Annotated in this window: 16 protein-coding genes, 4 tRNA genes and 1 riboswitch; all 20 genes read right to left on the bottom strand. The window is 47.4% G+C overall.

The features are described from left to right. Positions 1–31: 31 nt before the first annotated feature. Positions 32–748, bottom strand: a complete 717-nt coding sequence (gene hisA, locus QZN42_RS00100) for a 1-(5-phosphoribosyl)-5-[(5-phosphoribosylamino)methylideneamino]imidazole-4-carboxamide isomerase (RefSeq protein ID WP_296953453.1) — start codon at positions 746–748, stop codon at positions 32–34. Continuing rightward, a complete protein-coding gene (gene hisH, locus QZN42_RS00095; RefSeq protein WP_296953451.1) occupies positions 745–1359 on the bottom strand; it encodes an imidazole glycerol phosphate synthase subunit HisH in 615 nt (204 codons plus the stop codon). Before hisH ends, hisA begins: the two co-directional genes overlap by 4 nt. Next, positions 1359–1937: an imidazoleglycerol-phosphate dehydratase HisB gene (hisB, locus tag QZN42_RS00090; protein ID WP_296953449.1), complete on the bottom strand. Its 579-nt coding sequence runs from the start codon at positions 1935–1937 to the stop codon at positions 1359–1361. The genes hisH and hisB overlap by 1 nt, the downstream gene beginning before the upstream one ends. Then, entirely contained in the window at positions 1934–3004 is a 1071-nt protein-coding gene (hisC, locus tag QZN42_RS00085) for a histidinol-phosphate transaminase (protein WP_296953447.1), read from the bottom strand. The genes hisB and hisC overlap by 4 nt, the downstream gene beginning before the upstream one ends. Further along, positions 2994–4283: a histidinol dehydrogenase gene (gene hisD / locus QZN42_RS00080; RefSeq protein ID WP_296953445.1), complete on the bottom strand. Its 1290-nt coding sequence runs from the start codon at positions 4281–4283 to the stop codon at positions 2994–2996. The genes hisC and hisD overlap by 11 nt, the downstream gene beginning before the upstream one ends. Before the next feature lie 49 nt (positions 4284–4332). After that, the gene (gene hisG, locus QZN42_RS00075) at positions 4333–4953 is read right to left on the bottom strand and encodes an ATP phosphoribosyltransferase (RefSeq protein ID WP_296953443.1); all 621 of its coding nucleotides are present in this window, start codon (positions 4951–4953) and stop codon (positions 4333–4335) included. A gap of 1 nt (position 4954) precedes the next feature. Beyond that, the gene (locus tag QZN42_RS00070; RefSeq protein ID WP_296953441.1) at positions 4955–6169 is read right to left on the bottom strand and encodes an ATP phosphoribosyltransferase regulatory subunit; all 1215 of its coding nucleotides are present in this window, start codon (positions 6167–6169) and stop codon (positions 4955–4957) included. A 160-nt stretch (positions 6170–6329) separates the two neighbouring features. Next, positions 6330–7238: a dihydroorotate dehydrogenase gene (locus tag QZN42_RS00065; RefSeq protein ID WP_296953439.1), complete on the bottom strand. Its 909-nt coding sequence runs from the start codon at positions 7236–7238 to the stop codon at positions 6330–6332. Beyond that, on the bottom strand, positions 7235–8002 hold the full coding sequence (locus tag QZN42_RS00060) for a dihydroorotate dehydrogenase electron transfer subunit (protein ID WP_296953437.1): 768 nt from the start codon (positions 8000–8002) through the stop codon (positions 7235–7237). Before QZN42_RS00060 ends, QZN42_RS00065 begins: the two co-directional genes overlap by 4 nt. Before the next feature lie 3 nt (positions 8003–8005). Then, the gene (gene carB / locus QZN42_RS00055; protein WP_296953755.1) at positions 8006–11203 is read right to left on the bottom strand and encodes a carbamoyl-phosphate synthase large subunit; all 3198 of its coding nucleotides are present in this window, start codon (positions 11201–11203) and stop codon (positions 8006–8008) included. Further along, positions 11203–12267: a glutamine-hydrolyzing carbamoyl-phosphate synthase small subunit gene (carA, locus tag QZN42_RS00050; RefSeq protein WP_296953435.1), complete on the bottom strand. Its 1065-nt coding sequence runs from the start codon at positions 12265–12267 to the stop codon at positions 11203–11205. Before carA ends, carB begins: the two co-directional genes overlap by 1 nt. Continuing rightward, positions 12264–13556, bottom strand: coding sequence for a dihydroorotase family protein (locus QZN42_RS00045; protein WP_296953432.1), 1293 nt, complete (start codon positions 13554–13556; stop codon positions 12264–12266). The genes carA and QZN42_RS00045 overlap by 4 nt, the downstream gene beginning before the upstream one ends. After that, positions 13540–14505 carry an aspartate carbamoyltransferase catalytic subunit gene (locus tag QZN42_RS00040; protein ID WP_296953430.1) on the bottom strand — a complete coding sequence of 322 codons (966 nt, stop codon included), beginning with the start codon at positions 14503–14505 and terminating at the stop codon, positions 13540–13542. The genes QZN42_RS00045 and QZN42_RS00040 overlap by 17 nt, the downstream gene beginning before the upstream one ends. A gap of 109 nt (positions 14506–14614) precedes the next feature. Further along, a complete protein-coding gene (locus QZN42_RS00035) occupies positions 14615–16282 on the bottom strand; it encodes an ATP-dependent endonuclease (protein ID WP_296953428.1) in 1668 nt (555 codons plus the stop codon). 129 nt (positions 16283–16411) lie between these two features. Then, entirely contained in the window at positions 16412–17719 is a 1308-nt protein-coding gene (gene thiC / locus QZN42_RS00030) for a phosphomethylpyrimidine synthase ThiC (RefSeq protein WP_296953426.1), read from the bottom strand. 40 nt (positions 17720–17759) lie between these two features. Further along, positions 17760–17854, bottom strand: a riboswitch (TPP riboswitch). A gap of 89 nt (positions 17855–17943) precedes the next feature. After that, positions 17944–18032 (bottom strand) — tRNA-Leu (locus QZN42_RS00025). Between the two features lie 33 nt (positions 18033–18065). Beyond that, positions 18066–18139: transfer RNA gene (locus tag QZN42_RS00020), tRNA-Cys, on the bottom strand. 3 nt (positions 18140–18142) lie between these two features. Then, a tRNA-Gly gene (locus tag QZN42_RS00015) sits at positions 18143–18217 on the bottom strand. Positions 18218–18219: 2 nt separating this feature from the next. Beyond that, positions 18220–18296: transfer RNA gene (locus QZN42_RS00010), tRNA-Asp, on the bottom strand. A 249-nt stretch (positions 18297–18545) separates the two neighbouring features. After that, positions 18546–18983, bottom strand: a complete 438-nt coding sequence (locus QZN42_RS00005; RefSeq protein ID WP_363915953.1) for a DUF2220 domain-containing protein — start codon at positions 18981–18983, stop codon at positions 18546–18548. Between the last annotated feature and the right edge of the window lie 93 nt (positions 18984–19076).

Raw genomic sequence — 19076 nt, 5'->3', positions numbered from 1 at the left:
ATAACAAGGAAATCTTATGAAAGAGATTTCATCATTCCTGAATGTCCACGATTTCCTTCATGGTCACTTTTCCCTCATAAAGGGCCTTGCCTGTAATGGCTGCGTAGACTCCCATATCCGAAAGTTTCCGGAGATCATCAGCAGAAGATACACCGCCGGAAGCCACAAGATGGATTCCCGGAAGAGACTGGAGTTTTGCCATCATATCAAAGTTAGGTCCCACCAGCATACCGTCGCGGCTGATATCGGTATAGATGATATTGTTTACGCCATGACCCAGAAGTGTTTTCACAAAGGTCATAACCTTCTGAGAACTTCCATCCACCCATCCATGAGTAGCCACTTCATCCCCCTTGGCATCTACGGAAACAGCAATATGCTCTGCTCCATAAGTCTTTGCCGCCTGAATGGCAAAATAAGGGGATGCCACGGCTTTGGATCCGATAATGACACGATAGACACCCATATCCAGATAATCTTTGATAGCCTTTTCCGTTCGGATACCTCCGCCAACTTCCACCGGGATGGAAAGAGCTTTACACATATTTTTAATAATCCGGGTATTGACGCCGTTTCCCTTGAAGGCGCCATCCAGGTCCACCACATGAAGGTATTTTGCCCCTTCAGACTGCCACTTTTCTGCCATCTTCACAGGATCATTGCCATAAACTGTGAGATTTTCTATTTTGCCCTGCTGCAGGCGCACGCAGCGGCCATCTTCTATATCAATTGCAGGAAATATTTTCATTTGACCAACCACTTTGCCAGACGGTTCCATATCCCCTGTCCTACGGGACCGGATTTTTCCGGATGGAACTGAAAACCAAGAATATTATCCTTTCCAACAACCGCCGGAACGGTAACTCCATAATCAGCCGATGCGATGATATCTTCCGTATCGCCGGGAGTCTTGTAATAGGAATGGACGAAATATACATAGGCATGGGGAGGAAGATCAGCCAGGACCTTATGATCCCTGTGAATGACAAGCTCGTTCCAGCCCATATGAGGAACCTTCAGTTTACCCTCGGGGAAACGGACAACCCGCCCGGGAAGGAGTCCCAAAGCCGGTATTTCCCCATCTTCTTCAGACACTTCATAAAGGGCCTGCATGCCGAGGCAGATACCTGCCAGTTTTTTGCCTTTTTTGACTTCTTCCCTGATCAGGTCGGAAAGCCCATAACCATTGAGGTGATCCATGGCATCTTTCATGGCACCTACCCCGGGGAGCACCAGGGACCGGGCATCCCTGATTTCTTCAGGTTTCCTCGTCACTATGACGTCAAGGCCTGCCCTTTTGGCAGCCCGGACCACATTGGCCAGGTTGCCTGCATCATAATCGATAATTGCCGTTTTCATCAGAGCACCCCTTTTGTAGATAAAACAGCATTTCCTTCTACAGTGACCGCTTCCTTCAATGCGTGACCGATTCCTTTAAAAAGAGACTCCACGATATGGTGGCCATTCTCTCCATAAAGGCAGGCCATATGGAGGTTCATCATACCGTGCATGGCAAAGGCAAGGAAAAATTCCCGGGTCATTTCAGTTTCGAAATTTCCAATCCTTTCTACCGGAATCTTTACATCATAGACGAAGTAAGGCCGCCCGGAAAGATCCAGCACGATGCGGGACAAGGTCTCATCCATGGGGCAGAAGAAGCACCCATAGCGGTGAATTCCCTTTTTATCTCCAAGAGCCTGAAGGAAAGCATCTCCCAGAGTAATTCCCAGATCTTCAATGGTATGATGATTATCTACTTCCAGATCCCCTTTGCAGATTATGGAAATATCCATACCGCTGTGGGCTGCCATAAGATTCATCATATGATCAAAGAATCCGATTCCGCTGGTTCCTTCAAACCGGCCGCTGCCATCGATTTCAAGAGAAACGGAAATATCAGTTTCCCCTGTTTTCCTATGAACTTTTGCCTTTCTCATTGAAGCTCCTTTCGGAATACGGAAAGAAGGATGTCATCCACTTCCTTCGTGGTTACTGAAATGCGGTAGCCATTGGGAATTTCCGCACTGTTTCTGTAAATCTTCACCAGTACATCATTGGCCTTGAGGGCTTTGAATATTTCCTCATGTTTGACCTGTACCTGGACAAGGAGGAAGTTCGTGCAGGAAGGATAAACAGTCAGTCCCGGAATCTTGACGAGTTCTTCATACAGGCGGTTTCTTTCCTTTACGATTTCATCGCGGACTTTGAAGATTTCATCCCGATGCTTCAGGACGATGGGCGCAAAGAGCTGAGTGAAGGCATTCAGATTATAAGGAGCTTTCACTTTGGCAATGGCTTCAATCAAATCTTTCTGTGCCACCAGGTAGCCGCAGCGCATGCCGGCCAGGCCAAAAGCCTTGGAAAGAGTACGGAGAACGACAAGGTTCGGGTATTTCTTTACCAGGCCGATCACGCTTTCCTTCTGGGCGAATTCCATATACGCTTCGTCTACGAAAACGATATTTTCTGCAGCTTTCAGTACTTCTTCAATAAAGGATGCGGGAAGAAGGTCACCGGTTGGATTATTCGGATTACAGATAACCGTCATTTTCGGCTGATATTTCTTTACTGCTTCAAGTATTCCTTCCCTGTCCCTTCTGTAACCAGTCAAATCTTTCACTTTGACTGCCGTTGCGCCCAGGACTTCACCGGTCAGTTCATACATATCAAAAGTCGGTGTATGGACCACGATTTCGTCTCCCGGATTCAGGAAAGTATTCAGAAGATAGGTAATCATTTCATCGCCGCCATTGCCGCAGATGATTTCATCTTCGTCACAGCCAATATATTCAGAAATGGCTTTTCTGAGGTTATCAGCCATGGGTTTGGGATAAAGCTGGGGTTTGAAGGTATCCAGCGCTTCTACCAGTTCTTTCTTAACGACCGGAATGGAAAGTACATTGAAATAGTTTTCATTGGCATTGATGACATGTTTTTCTGCAATGGGAGCCACGAAATAAGGTTCAAAGTCTTTGATTGTCTTTCTTAACCATTCAGTCTTCATCGCGCACCTCCATAGCATGAGCATGAGCCGTCAGTCCTTCTGCTTTGGCGAAGAGCTGGACATGTCGGGAAATTTTTTTAAATGCTTCTTTCGAATAGCATTCCACGCTGCTATGCTTTACAAAGTCATAAACGCCAAGAGGTGAGGAGAATGCCGCAGTGCCGGAGGTCGGAAGAGTATGGTTCGGGCCAGCCAGATAGTCGCCAATTGGTTCTGAGGTATAACGGCCAAGGAAAATAGCACCTGCATTGTAAATGAGTGGCAGGTATTTCTTCGCATCGTCCAGTTCCACTTCCAGATGTTCCGGCGCGATTTTATTGGCAATATCAAAGCACTGTTCGATATCTTTGCAGAGGAATGCCTTGGCATACATATCCACTGAGCTCTTCATAATTTCATAACGGGAAAGCTCTTTCATCTGCTTTTCCATTTCATCCTGAACTTTCAAACCAAATTCTTTGTCCGGAGTAATAAGGAATACCGCAGCCCTCGGATCATGTTCCGCCTGCGAAAGAAGGTCGGCAGCAATCCACTCCGGATTGGCGCTCTTGTCAGCCACACAGCATACTTCGGAAGGTCCTGCAATCATATCAATGCCGACTGTTCCAAAAACAAGTCTTTTTGCCATAGCTACGAAAGCATTCCCGGGTCCAACGATTTTGAATACCGGTTCTACTGTTTCCGTGCCATATGCCAACATGGCAATCCCTTGAGCGCCGCCGACTTTATAAATTTCCTTTACTCCTGCCACATAAGCGGCAGCCAGGATATTCGGATTCACTTTCCCATCTTTTCCGGGAGGGGTTGCCATGGCTACCGACGGACAACCTGCAACGACTGCCGGTACCGTATCCATCAAAACTGTGGAAGGATAGGCGGCGCGTCCGCCGGGAACGTAAACACCGACACGCTGAATGGGGAGGAACCGTTCACCCAGTTCCACACCATCTCTGAATTCCTTCGTCCAGGACTTACGGACCTGTTCCTTATGGAAAGCTTCAATATTTCCTTTGGCTTCTTTCAGGACTTCAATAAATTCCGGTCCCACTTCTGTCAAAGCTTCCTGAATTTCTTCTTCTGTCACCCGGAAATCTTTCAGTTCTACCTTATCAAATTTAAGCGTCAGCTCACGGATCGCTTCATCCCCACCGGTGCGGACCTTTTCAAGGATGGCGGAAACCGTCTTTTCCAAATCCTCAGAAAGATTGACGTTTCTATTCGTCATGGTTCTCACTTCACGAAGAGACAAACCTTTTTCCGGTACTGTAATCCATTCCATAAGCAAAATCCTTCTTTCTTTAATTATGTTGAGTATATTTTACTATCAATCAGTCTTTCTTTACAAGGTTGATAAACTGTTGAAGTTCATCCTGTTTCATTTTGTAGGATACCTTATTGCAGATCAGGCGGGCAGAGAAATCCATGAAATAATCATAGGCCTCCAGACCATTTTCTTTTAATGTAGTCCCCGTTTCCACGATATCCACTATAACATCTGAAAGTCCCACAAGAGGTGCCAGTTCTACAGAACCATTCAATTTGATGATATCGATAGGCTGAAACCGGTCAGCAAAATATTTCCTTGCGATAGAGGGATATTTGGATGCTACCGTCAGGATTCTTTTATTCATGACCTGCTGATTCCCCTTAATTCCGGAAACAGCCATGCGGCATTTGCCAATGCCCAGGTCTTCTATTTCGTATACATCCTCTTCCCCGTCTTCCATAAGTACGTCTTTACCAACTATACCCGCATCAGCGGCCCCCCTCCGGACATAGACTGCCACATCTGGAGATTTAACGAGAGTCACCCGGATTCGATCCTGATCATCGGTGAAAATCAATTTCCTGCTGTCATCAGAATAATCCGCGAAATGATAGCCGCCTTCACCCAGGTACCTCATCACTTTCTTTGCAATGCGACCTTTTGCCAGTGCTATATGCAGCATATCAGAGCCCTCCTAACTTGGCTTCCATTTCCTCTTTTGTGAAGCCTTTTTCATCCGTTTTGAAAAGACCGTCACTATAAGATGCAACTATTTTATAATCACCCGGATTGAACCGGTTCTTTGTGCTGACCCCAAGGACGGAATGCCCTTTTCTTCTCCAGTCCATAAGCGTCAATATAAGGTTTCGGTCTGCATTGTCATAAACAACAGCAAGGTCACAGGATGGAACTATTTCTTCCAGAAGGTCTGATTCTGCCATAACTTCATAAAGAAGATTCATATTCATCCCAAACCCGCAGGCAGGCCGGGGCACCTGGAACTGGGCCGCCAAGGAATCATACCGGCCGCCGCTGATCAGGGAATACAGGGCTCCTTGGGCATAAATTTTAAAAACCAGGTCCGTATAGTAACCCATGTGAGAAGTAAAGCCAAAATCCAGTTTCACCCGATCGCTGTAACCTGCCACATCCAAGTATTCATAAACCTTTCTGAGGCGTTTCAGGGACTCCAGCATTTTATGGTTAAGGCAGAGGTCTTCCGCCATTTTTAGTGTGGACTCGTAGGGTCCAAAGAGTTTTGGCAATTCCAGAAGAACCTTCCTCTGGATAGTGGTAATAGAAAGCCCGTCCACCAGCGCGTCAAAAGCCACAAGATTTCGCTTTTCCAGATATTCCCGGACTTTTGCCAGTTCTTCATCAGACAAATGAAGTTCTTCAAACAGGGCATCCATGTAAGCAACGCTGCCCAGATCGATTCGCATATCCCTGATACCTACGGACTCAAGGAATTCTGCCGCCATTACCATGACTTCTCCGTCACATTCCGGCGTCTCATCCCCCAGGACTTCCACCCCGCTCTGGAGAAAATATTTGCCATGAGTGGATTTTCCGTAATATTCTCGGAAAACTACCGACACATATCCGAACTTCAAGAGCTGGGCAGGATCCGGGTATTCCCGGGAAGCGGTCTTCACCAGTGGTACGGTCACATCCGGCCGCATGACGAGCACCTCACCGTCCGGGCCGATAGTCTTAATCATTTCCCGCTGGAGCTGTGGAAAATATTTTCCATAGGTATCGTAATCTTCAAAAGTAGGTGTCTGAATAATTTTACAGCCATGGTTTCTCATGACTGAAACCACCGCACTTTCGATGCGGTCGAAGTTTTTCATTTCTTCTTCATGGACCATCTTCAGGTCGTCCAGTTGTTTTGCCATAAGGTCCTCCTTATCTTTGTCGTAGCTATACTTTATCACGATAAAGAGAGAAAGTAAAGGGGTTGAGAAAATTTTTTCGATAAAAACAGGAATTTTACGATGATGTAAGGACAAAATAAAAACCGTGAAACGATGGCAAATCATTTCACGGCTTTTCCTCTTATGCCTTCAATGTTCCAACAATTTCGTTCACATCTCTAACATTATTTTTATCGCACCATTCATCCAGTTCATTCACGATGCGTCCCATAGCGGATGGATCCGCCAGATTTGCCGTCCCTACCTGAACAGTAGAAGCGCCGGCCATCATGAATTCCACTACATCAGTACCGGTCATGACACCACCAAGGCCGCAAACCGGGATATGGACAGCTTTTGATACCTGCCATACCATGCGGAGAGCTACCGGTTTAATGGCCGGGCCCGAAAGTCCGCCGGTAATATTTCCAAGAATCGGTTTCCTCGTGCGGATATCGATGGAAATCCCCAAAAGTGTATTGATCAGGGAAATCGCATCAGCCCCTGCATCTTCCACAGCCTTTGCTATAGAAACGATATCTGTCACATTAGGAGACAGTTTCACAATGACGGGAAGAGAAGACGCATCCTTTACAGCTTTTGTAACGGCAGCAGCCTGTTTCGGATTCGTACCGAAGGCAGCTCCCCCAACTTTTACATTGGGGCAGGAAATATTAACTTCCAGGGCAGAAATTCCGGGAACTGTCAGCATAGCTGCGCATTCCGCGTATTCTTCCACGCTTTTGCCCACCATATTGGCAATGAATATGGTAGGAAGCTTTTTCACTTCCGGAAGATAATGTTCCAGGAAATATGGGGCTCCGGGGTTTTCAAGGCCGATGCAGTTCAGCATGCCCGAAGTCGTTTCCGCAATGCGGACACCATTATTTCCCATCCAGGGAGTCGGGGCAAGACCCTTGCCGGAAAGGGCGCCTACTTTTTTTAAGTCCACATAATCTGCCAGTTCCAGTCCAAAACCTACGGTGCCGGAAGCGCCGATGACTGGGCTGGCCATGGGAATACCAAGGAAGTTGACGTTCAGATGACTCATAATACAACCTCCTCCGCATTGAATACCGGTCCATCTTCGCAGACTTTATAATGGCCTTTGCCATCTTTTCTGTCACATACACAGCCAAGGCAGGTCCCGATACCGCAGCCCATACGCCGTTCCATGGATACCTGGCAGGGCACATCCGCATCTTTTGCCATCTGGGCGGTAATCTTCATCATGATGCCCGGTCCGCAGACACAGATTTCATCCACTTTTTCTTTTTTGAAAAGATCCGGAAGGACAGATACAGAAAAACCTTTGATTCCATAAGATCCATCATCGGTTGTAACGATGAGATTTCTAAGTGTATTGGGAAAAAGGTCTTTCCAGAAAACTTCTTCCTTATTTCTTCCACCGATGACGACAGTCATCTGGCCCGGCTTTGCCCGGCGGGACATGAAGAGGATGGGCGCAATGCCCACGCCGCCGCCTACACCGATAATATGGTCTTTATCCATATCAAAGGATGTGCCCAAGGGCCCCAGGCAGTCGACGGTATCTCCCACTTTCATATGTGACATGGCTTCCGTCCCGGTCCCCACGATCCGGTAAATGATTTCCAGCATTCCCCTGCCTGCGTCGGCACCGGCTATGGAAATGGGGCGCCGCAGGATATAGCGGGGGTCATTCACTTTCACATGGACGAACTGGCCCGGTTTTGCCTCTTTTGCGATGCGGGGCAGCTCAATCTGCATGAGCCAGATTTCCGGTCCCACCTGTTTATGGATCCGGATAATCCCTTTTTCTACATAACCTGACATAATTTACTCCTTCACATAGTCCTGGATGGCTTCTACATGAAGTTCTTCTGCATCTTTAGATGCCATGACGCGGAGGACTTCCTTTGCCGTATCCAGGGAAGTAATGCACGGAATAGCCAGTTCTACCGCAATACGGCGGAGATCGTAGCCTTCCTGTTCAATCTGGCTGCCGTAGGAAATGGTATTGAGTACCATATCCACCTTGCCGGATTTCAGGTATTTTTCGCAGTTTTCACCTTTTTCATGAATCTTCTTGATGATTTCAACAGGAAGTCCCAGTTCCCTGAAATAAGCGCCGGTACCGGAGGTGCAGATCAGATGGTAGCCGAGTTCCACAAAACCTTTTGCCAGCTGTGCCGTTTCCGGTTTATCCCGGTCACTGACCGTAATGAGTACATTTGCCCCCGCCGGAACCATAAGATTTGAAGCGACGACCGCTTTATACAGGGCTTCCTGATAAGTATGACCAATACCCATGACTTCGCCCGTAGATTTCATTTCCGGCCCCAGCTTAATTTCTACAAGGCCCAGCTTGGAGAAGGAGAATACAGGGGCTTTGATAGCTACATAGCCCTTATCCGGAACGAGGCCAAGAGGCAGGCCCAGGGACTTCAAAGATTCACCCAGAGCCACACGGGTAGCGTATTCAACCATATTGATCCCTGTAATCTTGCTCATGAAAGGAACTGTACGGCTGGCTCTCGGATTGACTTCGATGACATAAACCTGGTCTTTTACGACAATGAACTGGATATTGACAAGGCCTTTGACGTTCATGGCACAGGCGATATCTTTCGTATATTTCGTAAGTGTATCTATGACTTCCTGAGACAGATGCTGCGGAGGATATACGGCAATGGAGTCGCCGGAATGAACGCCGGAGCGTTCAATCTGTTCCATAATACCGGGGATGCAGATATCCACCCCATCGGAAATGGCATCGATTTCCACTTCCCGGCCTACCATGTACTGATCGATGAGGACAGGATGTTCATGAGATGCCACTACGGCTTCTTTCAGGTAGGTACGGAGTTCGGACTGGTCATAAACAATCTGCATAGCCCGGCCGCCAAGTACGTAACTTGGACGGACAATCAAGGGATAAGCCAGCTCTTCCGTCTTCTGCATGGCTTCTTCCACGCTTTCCACAAGGCAGCCTTTCGGCCGGGAAATGCCCAGCTGGCCGCAAAGGGTATCAAACCGTTCACGGTCCTCTGCCATATCGATGGATTCATTGGAGGAACCGATGATACGGATTCCTCTCTTGGCCATAGGAGTGGCCAGGTTGATAGCCGTCTGTCCGCCAAACTGGCAGATGACGCCTTCCGGTTTTTCCTTTTCAATGACTTCCAGCACATCTTGTTCTGTCAGTGGTTCAAAATACAGGGAATCAGATGTATCAAAGTCGGTGGATACGGTTTCCGGATTGTTATTGATGACGATTGATTTCTTTCCTGCCTTTGTCAGTGCCCAGGAGGCATGGACAGAACAGTAGTCAAATTCAATCCCCTGACCAATGCGGATTGGACCGGAGCCAAAGACGACGACAGAATGATTTCCCTGGGGCCTGACTTCATCTTCTGCTCCATAGGTGGAGTAGTAGTAAGGCGTATGGGCCTCGAATTCAGCTGCACAGGTATCAACCATCTTGAAATCAGGATGGAAATTGAGCTTTTTCTTGAAGTTTTCCACATCTTTGACAGATACTTCTGCAAAGTGGGCAATGGCTTCATCAGGCATCTGGATCCGTTTGGCAGCTTTCAGGGTTTCTTCGGTCAGCCCCTCCTTCAGGAGACGGCGTTCCATTTTGATGATATTCTGAATCTTGTAAATAAAGAACAGGTCGATTCTGGTAATACGATTAATTTCTTCCGGTTCGATTCCGCGGCGAAGTGCTTCTGCCACCACGAAGATACGTTCATTATCGATACGAGAGAGGAGGCAACGGATATCATAGAGAGACTGTCCATCCAGCTTTTTCAGATGCAGGTATCCTTCCCCTACTTCCAGGGAGCGAAGAGCTTTCAGGAGTGATCCTTCCAGAGTACGGTCAAGAGCCATGACTTCCCCGGTTGCTTTCATCTGGGTGCCAATGGCACGGTCTGCCAGGGTAAATTTTTCGAAAGGCCAGCGCGGGAACTTGCAGACTACATAGTCGATAGAAGGTTCGAAGCAGGCTTTCGTATTTTTCGTAATGGCATTGGTAATTTCATCCAGATGCATGCCAAGGGCAATTTTTGCCGCCACTTTTGCAATCGGATAGCCGGTTGCCTTTGATGCCAGAGCGGATGAACGGCTTACGCGGGGATTGACTTCGATGACGTAATACTGATTTGTCTTCGTGTCAAGACCATACTGTACATTGCAGCCGCCTTCAATCTGAAGATAACGGATGATATCAATGGATGCGGTACGAAGCATCTGATACTGTCCATCGGTCAAAGTCTGGGTCGGAGCCACGACGATGGAATCACCGGTATGGACGCCAACAGGATCGATATTTTCCATAGCGCAGACAATAATGCAGTTATCTGCACCGTCCCGCATAACTTCGAATTCAATTTCCTTCCAGCCTGCAATGCTGCGTTCGACAAGAATCTGGTTAATCGGGGATAACTTAATGCCACGATTGGCAATTTCTTCCATTTCATATCTGTCATGGGCAATACCGCCGCCGGTACCGCCAAGAGTATAAGCCGGACGGATAATGACGGGGTAACCGATTCTGTCAGCAAAAGCGATGGCCGGTTCCAGTTCCTCAAAAATTTCCGATTCCGGTACAGGTTGATGGATTTCCTCCATAGCTTCCTTGAAAAGTTCACGGTCTTCTGCATGCTTGATGGCATGGAGAGAAGAACCGAGGAGTTTCACACCATACTGTTCGAGAACTCCTGCATCAGAAAGCTTGACTGCCATATTCAGACCTACCTGACCACCAAGGGTGGCAAGCAAAGCATCCGGTCTTTCTTTCTTGATGACTTCCGTCACAAAAGGAAGAGTGATTGGTTCGATATAAACCCGGTCAGCGATATCCACATCAGTCATAATGGTAGATGGATTGCTGTTTACCAGCACCACTTCCACTCCTTCTTCGCGAAGGGAACGGCAGGCCTGGGTGCCGGCATAGTCGAATTCTGCCGCCTGACCAATGATGATGGGCCCGGAGCCGATGACAAGTACTTTTTTAATATCCTTGTTGATCATTTTTTGAAATCCTCCATGGCCTTCCTGAATTCAGCGAAAAGATAGAAATTATCCTTTGGTCCCGGTGATGCTTCCGGATGGTACTGGACAGCCTGAATAGGAAGTGTCTTGTGGCGGATGCCTTCGATGGTTCCATCATTGACGCTTCTGTGGGTGACTTCGATGCAGTCCGGAAGATTTTCATCGGAAATCGCATAGCCATGGTTCTGGCTCGTAATATAGACCCGTCCGGTGCGGAGATCCTTGACCGGATGGTTGGCACCTCTGTGTCCGAAGGGCAGCTTGAAAGTATGCCCGCCAAGAGCGGTGGCCAGCATCTGGATGCCCAGACAAATACCGAAAATCGGGCGGACACCGATGAGTTTTTTTACTGTATCTACTACATAAGGTACGTCCTGAGGATCTCCAGGTCCCGGGGAGAGGAAAATACCATCCGGATTGCCTGCCAGCAGTTCTTCTGCTGATGTATGGGCAGGAAATACATGGACCGTGCAGTCATTGGCTGCCAGGCTTACAAGAATATTTTTCTTAAGTCCACAATCAAGAAGGGAAACCTGGTATTTCCCATTTCCATATGTATAAGGATAGGCTGTAGTTACCCTTTCTACCTGATCATGATGGAGAGGCTTTGCCAGTTCTGCCTGAATAAATTCTTCACTTCTGTCCGCACTGACAATGACGGCTTTCATGACCCCCTGTGTACGGACCATGCGGGTTACCGCACGGGTATCCACATTGTAAAGGCAGGGCACGCGATAGCGTTCAATGAAATCAGTAATTTTTTCACTGCATTCCCAGTTGCTTGGATGTTCCGCAATCTGGTCAAGCACATAGCCCGCAGCAGCCGGTTTCCTGTTCTGCATGAACAGGTCATTAGCCCCATAGTTGCCTATGAGCGGATAAGTCAGGGTCAGGATCTGGCCTTCATAGGAAGGATCGGTAAAGCATTCCTGATAACCTGTCATACCGGTATTGAATACAAGTTCTCCCAGTCCTTCTACGGTACCGAGGAGGTCGCCTTCAAAACGGGCTCCGTTTTCCAAAACCAAGAGTCCTTTCATTTCAGCACCTTTCCTTCTTTCATAACAATTTCGCCATCCACCACAGTGAGGACTGCCTTACCCTTGAGGGTAATATCTTCAAAGGGAGTGAAAAGCGCTTTTGTATAGAGATCTTTGCCGTGAACGGTCCATTCTTTATCCGGATCAAAAACTGTTACGTCTGCCGGAGCTCCTTCTTCCAGGATGCCTCCTTCTATACCGAGCAGTTTTGCGGGGTTCACGCTCATGAGTTCAACAATTTTGTCCAGGCTGAAACCATTTTCATGATAGAGGACTGTAAGCGCTGCGGCCAGAGATGTTTCCAGACCGGCAATTCCGTTCGGCGCGCAGTTGAAAGGTACATCTTTTTCTTCATTGCAGTGCGGCGCATGGTCGGTCATGATAGCATCAATGGTCCCATCTTTCAGGCCTTCAATGAGGGCCTTCCTGTCATCTTCCGTGCGGATTGGAGGAGCCATCTTGAAGGCGGTATTATAGCCTTTCAGCCATTCATCGGTAAAGTACAGATGCTGGGCAGTCACTTCGGTAGAGCAGTTGGCTCCTTTTTTCTTTGCTTCCCTGATGAGATCTACCGCCTTTCCGCTGGAGACATGAGCGATATGGATATGGCATCCTGTCAGCTCGGAGAGGAGAAGATCTCTGGCTACGGCGATATTTTCACCCGCTGCCGGACGGCCGGTGACCCCCATACGATAGGAAACTTTTCCTTCATTCATGAAGCCCTGGGCACACATCGTCATATCTTCCGCATGGTCGATAACCATTTTATGAAGCATATCGGCATATTCCATGGCCCTTCTCATGAAGTTCGCGCTTTCTACATAGTGACCGTCATCGGAGAATGCCACAGCCCCTTCAGCTGCCATGTCTCCCATTTCGGAAAGCTGCTTCCCTTCCAGGTTTTTGGATACGGAACCGATGACGCTGACTTTGACTACTCCTACATCTTCTGCCCGTTTCAGGACATCCCGGAGGACTGCCGCGTTATCAATGACCGGTTTTGTATTGGCCATAGTTGCCACATGGCTAATTCCTCCTGCCGCAGCAGCCTGAGTTCCTGTATGTATATCTTCTTTTGCTTCCTGCCCCGGTTCGCGGAGATGGACATGCATATCGATGAGGCCCGGAGTTACAATAAGACCGGCAGCATCAAAAACTTCCATTTCGCCGGTTACGGAAATATTTTTTTCAATTTTTCTGATAACCCCGTTTTCGATGAGGATATCTGCGATTTCATGCTGTTTTCTGGCCGGATTGACCACCGTGCCGTTTTTAATTAAGAGCATCAATGTCTTTACCCTCCGTCAGTGTCAAATATTCAAGAGCCATACGTACTGCTACACCATTTCTGACCTCTTCCTGAATCCAGGATTTTTCATCATAGGCCACGTCGAAGCCGATTTCAATTCCCCGGTTCATTGGACCCGGATGAATGACAGCCACGTCCGGTTTGCAGAGAGCAAGCCGTTTTTTATTAATACCGAAAAGTCTTGCATATTCTCTGGTGGTAGGGATAAAACCTGCAGCCGCCCTTTCAAGCTGTATACGGAGAATATTGATGGCATCTGCATCTTTCAGTGCATCTTCCAGGTTGTCATCCACAATACAGCCCATATCCTCCAGTTCTTTTGGCACGAGAGTTCTTGGTCCCACAAGATGCACTTCGGCACCCAGTTTGGAGAATCCGTAAATATCGCTTCTGGCTACTCTGGAGTGGAGGATATCACCAATAATGACATATTTCATGCCTTTAATTTTTTTGCCTGCTTCCTTCATTGTAAAAAGTTCCAAAAGTGCCTGGCTCGGATGTGCATGAGCACCGTCGCCGGCATTGAGAACAATCGGTACCTTCACCTTGGGACTCATCACTTTGGATGCAAAAAGAGCGGCCCCCTCAGACGAATCACGAATAATCACTGCATCCACTCCCATTGCGGAAACGGTAAGCAATGTATCTCGCATGCTTTCACCTTTCGTCATCGAGCTGCCGCTCTTTGTGATATTGATAACATCGGCTCCCAAATACTTACCGGCAAGCTCGAATGAACTACGGGTTCTGGTAGATGCTTCGGAAAACACTGTTACAATGGATTTCCCTTTAAGAAAATCTTTTTTCTTGTTCTTGGATAGCACAATTTTTTTCATCTGTGCTGCTACGTCAAGGATTCGTTCGATTTCTTCGGCGGAAAAATCTTCCAGCCCCAGAACGGAACGGCCCTTAAGTGAAATCGCGCTCATGCCGGCCTCCTGTTTTTTAATACAAAAAAGTTATCTCTATAATCATAAAAGGTACAGTGTACTTTTTCAATAGTATTTATATTAATTTTGTATTACAGAAATTTTACACTCAAGGATTTTTTATTTTTTCAATCGCAGGACAGGAAATGCTTTCCCCGCAGGAAAGGCGGACCGCCGTTACAATGACACGGGCAAAAGCTTTTGGTATTTCTTTTTTCGTCAGCCTTTCACCCAAAGCCCTGCCGATGATGACCCCTTTATTGCCATAGAGCCAGGCAAAATAATAAAATTCCAGGGCATCCTGATTTCTCGGATTGATATTTTTCAGTTTCGCCGGGGGATAATAGCCTCTAGGGAGCCCCAGTTTGGCCCCGGCCTTTTTGATGAGAGACGTATTGACCGCATCTCCCGCATCTTCCACATCGCCAATCACCGCATCAAGGATTTGGCGGCTTCTCGCGGAAAGGCAGGCTTTCACCACATCCATCTCATAGCAGATATAATCCGTAAAGAAAACATAGGGCGAATGATTCTTCCCGCTGATTACATCCCTGTCATAAAGGCATACGGCAGGTATATGGAAACGGCGCACCAGCTGGGCGATTTTGGAAATAGAACTTTCCCCTCTCGCATTGATGAGACAGATGCCATGATAGTCAAAATTGACACCCAGGGTCCTGGCAAAATAGCCAAAGGAACCATATTCCGTCTCTCCTTCCACCAGGATGGTGCACTTGGAATAAAGGGCCTCCTTCACTTCCGGGAAGTGCATGATCAGGTGTTTTTCTATTTCCCTGTCAAAATGAAAAGACGCGCCGCAGGCTGCCTGGACTTTCTTTTTATCATCCCAGTAAATACGGATGATCTGGCGATAATCGTTCACCAGGGCGTCGGTGGAATGGGTCACCACGAAAAGCTGACCGTTCAAGCCATCCACGCCCAGCATGGTCTTCACCATTTTCAGAAAGAAAGGTTCCTCATTGCCCAGGATGGAACGGCAGAAGGCAAGCATGGCCCGCTGCAGATAGGGATGAAGATGAAGTTCCGGTTCATCGATGCTGACCGTCACAGGAAGGTACCGTTTCCCTTTTCTGTCAGTAACCACCATATTTTCGAAAGAAATAGCCCGGCTTTCCTTTTTCTTCAACATTTTGATGAGAAGGGAAATCCCCACTGCAATCATAAGCTTCATGGTGGAATCATAAGAAGACCCGACCGTAAAACTCTGGAAAATTTCGCTCATCAGCAGGAGGGCCGCTTTGTGAGAATCGTTATCGGGAAGGTCCAGATGGAAGCCCCGCTCATTCAGAAGAGTCTCCACCTCTTTCACATGGTCCGGTGCAGCCATGTAATTTTCAATGATGGAGAGAGTCTTCATCATCTCCCCTTCGGAAAGCATATTCCTTGGCACTTCATCCAGCTTGAAATCCATGTAGAAAAGGCAGCGTACATATTCAAGAGGAAGCTCCGTACCATCGTCCTTATTATAAAGGCGGGGCATCACTTCCCTGATATGCTGGGCAAGCTCCAGATGAAGAGTCTCATCCAGACCATTATCAGAAGAAGAAAGAATCATTTCAATGCGGATCGGTTCATCGGGATCGAGAAAATCATTTTCCCTGAAACCGAATCCGTGAGTCATATCTTTCAGGAGGGTGAGGAAATTACTTTTTCCGATATTATTATCCCCTACGATGTAATTCACCCAGTCGTCAAAGGAAAATTCCACATGACGGAAAGTACGATAGTTTTCGACTACCATATGAGAAATAAACACAGCCATCCCTCCTTTCCTCTCTCTGCTTTTATTTATTATATCATGACTTCCATGGACTTATTAAGGAGCAGAAACACTTTCCGCCAAAAATAAAAACAGTCTGCAGAGAAGCAGACTGTTTTCATAAATTTATTCTTTTTCAAATGGATCATCTTCCGGATTCCTGTTGTTCAGAATCTGGTCGAGTGTCTTCATGGGACACATGGAGCCGCACATGGTACAGGTAGCTTCATCTTCAGGGATGGAGCTTTCTCTGTATCGTCTGGCTTTTTCGGGATCAATGGCAAGAGGAATCATAGCTTTGAAATCCACTTTTCTTCTGGCCCAGCTCATTTTTTCATCCCAGAGAGCTGCGCCTTTGACACCTTTGGCAAGGTCTGCCGCATGGCAGGCAATTTTGGAGGCCACGATTCCTTCATGGACATCGTTCAGATTCGGAAGCCGGAGATGTTCGGCCGGTGTCACATAACAGAGGAAATCAGCTCCGGCAGAAGCGGAAAGGGCTCCCCCGATGGCTGCGGTAATATGGTCATAGCCCGGAGCCACGTCAGTCACGATTGGTCCCAATACATAAAGTGGTGCGCCATGGGTGAGTTTTTTTGCCACTTCCACATTCATGCGGACATCGGAGATGGGCATATGGCCCGGACCTTCCACCATGACCTGAACTCCTGCTTTTCTGGCACGGACGACCAGTTCTCCCAGATTGATGAGTTCTGAAATCTGGATGGCATCGGTGGAATCATGTCCACTTCCACTCCGGCAGCCATCGCCCAGAGACAGGGTAACATCATATTTCCTTAAAAGTTCCATAAGCCGGTCAAACTGTTCATAGAAGGGATTCTCTTTGCCATGCATGTACATCCAGGCAAAAAGGATGGATCCCCCGCGGGAAACAAGGTTCGTAATTCTCTTATTTCTCATAATATGTTTTGCCGTTTCACGATTGAGACCTGCATGAATGGTCATGAAGTCTACGCCATCCTGTGCATGTTTTTCTACGACCGAGAAAAGGTCATCAGCAGTCATATCTTTGAGTCCTTTGTGAAGGACTCCTTTGACATCATACATGGGAACGGTACCGATGGAAGCAGGGCTGTTTTTCACGAGCCACTGACGGAATGGGGCCGTTTCGCCAAAGCAGGAAAGATCCATAATGGCTTCGGCCCCCATTTCCCAGGCCATTTTTGCCTTGGCCTGTTCCGTATCATAGTTGCAGACGTCTGAAGAAATGCCAAGATTCACATTCATTTTCGTCCGAAGGCCTTTGCCGATGGCATAGGGGTGAAGAGAAGTATGGTAAATATTGGCAGGAAGGACAATAGTACCTTCCTCAATGCCTTCCCTGATGAATTCTGCCGATACCCCTTCTTCCAGGGCGGCCGCACTCATTTCCTTCGTGATGATTCCGTTCTTTGCTGCTTCCAGCTGTGTCATACTATTCCTCCAGTAAAAAAAGCCTGCTCCTGCAGGCTTTGAACAATCCCATAAGCTTCCTTACGTCGGTATGAACCGCATCAAGTTCAAAGGGTCGGTTTCCCTCTCAGTCAAAAGACTCCCCCAGCATGAGTTTATTATATCACGTGAGACTAAAGGGCTCCACGATTTTTAAATTCAGACAATAAAAAAGTTGAAACCGAAGTTCCAACTGATGGTTCAAATGGTGCCGAGGACCGGAATCGAACCGGTACGAATCTCACGATTCGAGGGATTTTAAGTCCCTTGCGTCTGCCAGTTCCGCCACCCCGGCAGGTTTATATGTAAAGATATTATAGTTGAAATATGGAGGCGGCACCCAGAATCGAACTGGGGATAAAGGTTTTGCAGACCTCTGCCTTACCGCTTGGCTATGCCGCCATATGGAGCGGAAAACGGGACTCGAACCCGCGACCCCAACCTTGGCAAGGTTGTGCTCTACCACTGAGCTACTTCCGCACTGGCGACCCGGATCAGATTTGAACTGACGATCTCCGCCGTGACAGGGCGGCATGTTAGACCACTACACCACCGGGCCGCACGTAAGTTACTTGAATAGTATATCCATTTTCGCCTCTTTTGTCAAGGGATGGAAATAATTCAGAAAAAATTCTGATATCATCAGAGAAATCCGACTTTTACGGAATAAGAAAATCATAAAATGTTTTAAATTCACATAGAAAATCTGATGAGTTTTAAACATGAAAATCTCTCCACCAGGTTCAAATACAGGATTTGCTGCCCGTTTTTGAGTCAATAGAGATTTCAAATTTCCCCCAATAAAACTTCACTTTTCTATTTCCTGCACTGCCCATTCCACTTCGGAAAGAGGTATCCTTTCCTGTTCCAGCCTCCAGCCATGGTCATGGACTTCTTTCCATGCCATTTTTTCGGATACCGTGAGGTTGTCCGGAATGGATGCGGTATTTCCCGTATCCTTGATCAATGGATCCACGAAGGAAAGGAGGGTATCCCGGTCCATCAGGAATGATTTGACATCCGGCAGCAGATGGCGGAGGGCACTAAGGATATTGAATCCGTCGGAGTCGAGGTCCCCCCAGTAATAGACTTCCCTGTCTCTAAGCCAGGGAACCTTTCTGGCAAGCTCCAGCACTCCATAGCCCATGCCAAAAAGGATAAGGCTGTCTTTACAGTCAGGAAACGTGTAGCCATTCACCTTGTTTTCCGTGATGAAAATCCGCTTTTGGGGAGGATTAAAGGCAATATCATTAACTTAACAGCTGCTAAAGTGCTTCCAAATCGAAATTTCTCTATTGCGTTTAAAGGAAATAGGGCCTTATTCACCCTGTTCGGAGTA

This window comes from uncultured Dialister sp., from assembly GCA_900314595.1.
In the GTDB taxonomy this organism is placed as follows: Bacteria; Bacillota; Negativicutes; order Veillonellales; family Dialisteraceae; genus Dialister.
This window is presented reverse-complemented; position numbering and strand designations above follow the sequence as displayed.

Excerpts from the sequence above, each read along its gene's own strand:
- hisA (WP_296953453.1), bottom strand. The coding sequence starts at position 748 with ATGAAAATATTTCCTGCAATTGATATAGAAGATGGCCGCTGCGTGCGC.
- hisH (WP_296953451.1), bottom strand. The coding sequence starts at position 1,359 with ATGAAAACGGCAATTATCGATTATGATGCAGGCAACCTGGCCAATGTG.
- hisB (WP_296953449.1), bottom strand. The coding sequence starts at position 1,937 with ATGAGAAAGGCAAAAGTTCATAGGAAAACAGGGGAAACTGATATTTCC.
- hisC (WP_296953447.1), bottom strand. The coding sequence starts at position 3,004 with ATGAAGACTGAATGGTTAAGAAAGACAATCAAAGACTTTGAACCTTAT.
- hisD (WP_296953445.1), bottom strand. The coding sequence starts at position 4,283 with ATGGAATGGATTACAGTACCGGAAAAAGGTTTGTCTCTTCGTGAAGTG.
- hisG (WP_296953443.1), bottom strand. The coding sequence starts at position 4,953 with ATGCTGCATATAGCACTGGCAAAAGGTCGCATTGCAAAGAAAGTGATG.
- QZN42_RS00070 (WP_296953441.1), bottom strand. The coding sequence starts at position 6,169 with ATGGCAAAACAACTGGACGACCTGAAGATGGTCCATGAAGAAGAAATG.
- QZN42_RS00065 (WP_296953439.1), bottom strand. The coding sequence starts at position 7,238 with ATGAGTCATCTGAACGTCAACTTCCTTGGTATTCCCATGGCCAGCCCA.
- QZN42_RS00060 (WP_296953437.1), bottom strand. The coding sequence starts at position 8,002 with ATGTCAGGTTATGTAGAAAAAGGGATTATCCGGATCCATAAACAGGTG.
- carA (WP_296953435.1), bottom strand. The coding sequence starts at position 12,267 with ATGAAAGGACTCTTGGTTTTGGAAAACGGAGCCCGTTTTGAAGGCGAC.
- QZN42_RS00040 (WP_296953430.1), bottom strand. The coding sequence starts at position 14,505 with ATGAGCGCGATTTCACTTAAGGGCCGTTCCGTTCTGGGGCTGGAAGAT.
- thiC (WP_296953426.1), bottom strand. The coding sequence starts at position 17,719 with ATGACACAGCTGGAAGCAGCAAAGAACGGAATCATCACGAAGGAAATG.